A 2,741-nucleotide genomic window follows, 5' to 3' on the forward strand; every position below is an offset into this window, starting at 1 on the left:
AACAGGAGTCCATCACCCGTTCTCCCGTGGCCACCGTCCCCCCGGCCTCCCTTTCTGAAGCCCAAGAGAGCGAGTCTATCACCCGTCGTCCCTCTGCCCCCCAAGTAGCGGAAGTCCAGCGTTATTTTCAACAACAATGGCAACCCCCCGCCCCTTTAGAACAGCCTTTAGACTACCGTTTACAGTTAAATCAACAGGGAGAATTAGAACGCATTACCCCTTTAAATGAGGCTGCCAAAACCTATTTAGACCAAACTGGGATGCCTTTATTAGGACAACCATTTGTCTCTCCCCTCTCGTCTAATTCCCTGCAATTACGGTTACGGTTAGGGGTTGATGGTTCAGTAGTAACGGAACAAGAAAAGGTTGAATAGTAAAAATACACCTTGGGTTTCAACCCAAGGCTAAGAGTTTAAACCCGTTAAAAACGGGTTAATACGGAATTCGGTTAATTTAGTAGTAAAATACCCTAAGAATAATCAGGAGAATCAGTTTTATACCGAGAAAAGCCTACTTAGCCCCTCATTTAAGTTTAGATGCTATCCGAGAAAAATACCAAAAAACAGATGAGCCAGTAGAAAAAAGGCGATGGCAGATACTTTGGAAAATTGCCTTGGGGTGGACTGTAAAAAATACGGCGATCGCAGTAGGAGTCAGCTATCAATATGCCCATAAAGTTCTCGCTCAATATAACCAAGAAGGAGTGTCAGGACTCAAGAACAAACGGAAAAATCGGAAAACGCATAAAAGGGGAAAAGACCCCTTACGGAATGGGAATTTAGCCGAATTATTTGGACGAATCATGTACTCTTGCTATAGCCATCTGATTTCAGTAGCGCGATCGCTGATTGGCTGTGAGCGATCGCCCTTCATGCTTTCGGGGCTAAAAATTAGACAACTCTATCAACACTGGCAACTCCAACTTAACCAAAAACTGGATACTACGTGCTTGATTTTGTCAACCCTTTCCCCACAACTTCATCTAATCTTCACAGAATTTTAGCCAAAACGCTACATAATCTTCATCCTCAACATCGGAAAGCTGTATTACTTTGAGATTAGGAAAAAATCCTTATCCCTATCCATCCTCACCGAGAATGTGTAGTTTTGTAAAAATTCCCATTCTCCTGCATAAAAAATCCAGTTCCCCCAAGAGAACTAAATGAGAAGGATAATCCACTCCCTCTTATCACCCACCATCGTTGTTCAAGGGACATCTCACCATGTTCGGCAAAAAACGCAACTCCCAAAAGCAAAATCAAATCCAATCCTTCATTCTCGAACCTATCCTCACTCCGAGTGGATTATTTGATCTCGATGACCCCACCAGCGTAGATGCTGCCGATGCTTCCCCAGACGTTGACCCGACTTCGGTGAATGACCCCTCGTTAAGCAACACAACAACCCTAGACTCCAACGACGACCTAGAATTTATCCCCCTCGCCAACTCCTTTGCAGACGACTATAATGCCGGAGTCTTCACCGTGGGAGAAACGGGAGAAGTGGGCATCGACTTTCTCTTTGATGGTGGGAAATTTAAAGGAGAAGTGGCCCTCTTCAGTTTAGAAGGGATGGACCAATTTGAACCCGCTTCAGAAGAATTTGTCCAAGAAGCCGCCATTCGTGCGGCCAGTGACTCCGAACTCGGTCATATTGTCATTAGCGACAGAACTGAGGGGGCTAAATTTGAAGGTAGTTTAGGCGAAAGCAAAAATTGGAACTCTGGAGAATACCAAGGAGTAAAAACCGTCTCTATGCGTCCAGGAGACAAATTTGGCGTAATGTTAGTCCCCGATGGCACAGTCGAACAGGTGGTTGAAAACCCGGCTGTAAGTGGGACAAAAGCCCCCTTATTCTCCCTAGGCACAGCCAACCCTGATGATACCCTCCATTTCGGACAAATTGCCGATGTTACAGGAGACGGCAACACTTTCGTGATGGAGGACGTACAAGCCGGCCATAGCTGGTATGACCAAGACTACAATGATTTAATCTTCCAAATCCAAGGGGGGACAGGAGATGCCCCCACCATAGATGAATTTATTGAACAGGGAATGATGGAGGCCGAGGACGACTGGCGCGACGGGGAATTGGGTCAAGAGTTGGTAGAATACGCAAAGTCCCAAGTCATTGAACCTGAACCTGAACCGGAACTTGAGACTTTTCCTCCAGAAAACCAACCTTTAGTGGGAGTCCTTGATACAGGAGTTAGCAGCAATAATCCTGACTTAGACTACGACAAAATTACATTAGGGAAAGACTGGATAGACGGAGATGATAACCCCTTATTAGAGTCCGGAGAAGGGAACGAACACGGAACTCATATCTTAGGCATTATTGGTGCAGAGCGAGATAATAATATTGGCATTGATGGTGTAAATGACGATGCCCCCTTATGGGTCGGTCGTGCCGTGGGTTCAGGCAACTGGGCAGAGTCTTTAGTGGAGTTTGTGGATACCGCGCAGGAGTCTGGCCAACCCAATGCGGTGATGAATTTGAGTTTAGATTTAACTCAAATGGATAGTGAAGGGAATGTCACCACTCGTTATGAGTTTACCCCCACCGAACGAGAAGCCATTGAATATGCGCGACAAAATGGGGTGTTAATTGTCGCGGCGGCAGGGAATGATGGGGGAGTGATGTCTGCATTAGGACAGGCTTCTCAGGAGTTTGACAATATTATCACCGTTGGGGCTGCCGAGGGGTTAGACCGGGCTGACTATTCTAGTTATGGTCGAGGG

General features: G+C 46.2%; 2 protein-coding genes and 1 pseudogene. All 3 read left to right on the plus strand.

What is annotated here, in order from left to right; all coding sequences use genetic code 11:
• Positions 1 to 374, plus strand: a pseudogene (locus PN462_RS02620) (hypothetical protein); the annotation flags it as partial.
• Between the two features lie 167 nt (positions 375 to 541).
• Positions 542 to 1,003 (plus strand): helix-turn-helix domain-containing protein, encoded by a 462-nt coding sequence (locus tag PN462_RS02625; protein ID WP_272126360.1) that lies wholly within the window; start codon positions 542 to 544, stop codon positions 1,001 to 1,003.
• Positions 1,004 to 1,223: 220 nt separating this feature from the next.
• On the plus strand, positions 1,224 to 2,741 hold a 1,518-nt coding region (locus PN462_RS02630; RefSeq protein WP_272126359.1), incomplete at its 3' end, for a DUF4114 domain-containing protein.

This window comes from Spirulina sp. CS-785/01 (assembly GCF_028330525.1).
Taxonomy (GTDB): Bacteria; Cyanobacteriota; Cyanobacteriia; order Cyanobacteriales; family Spirulinaceae; genus JAQMSD01.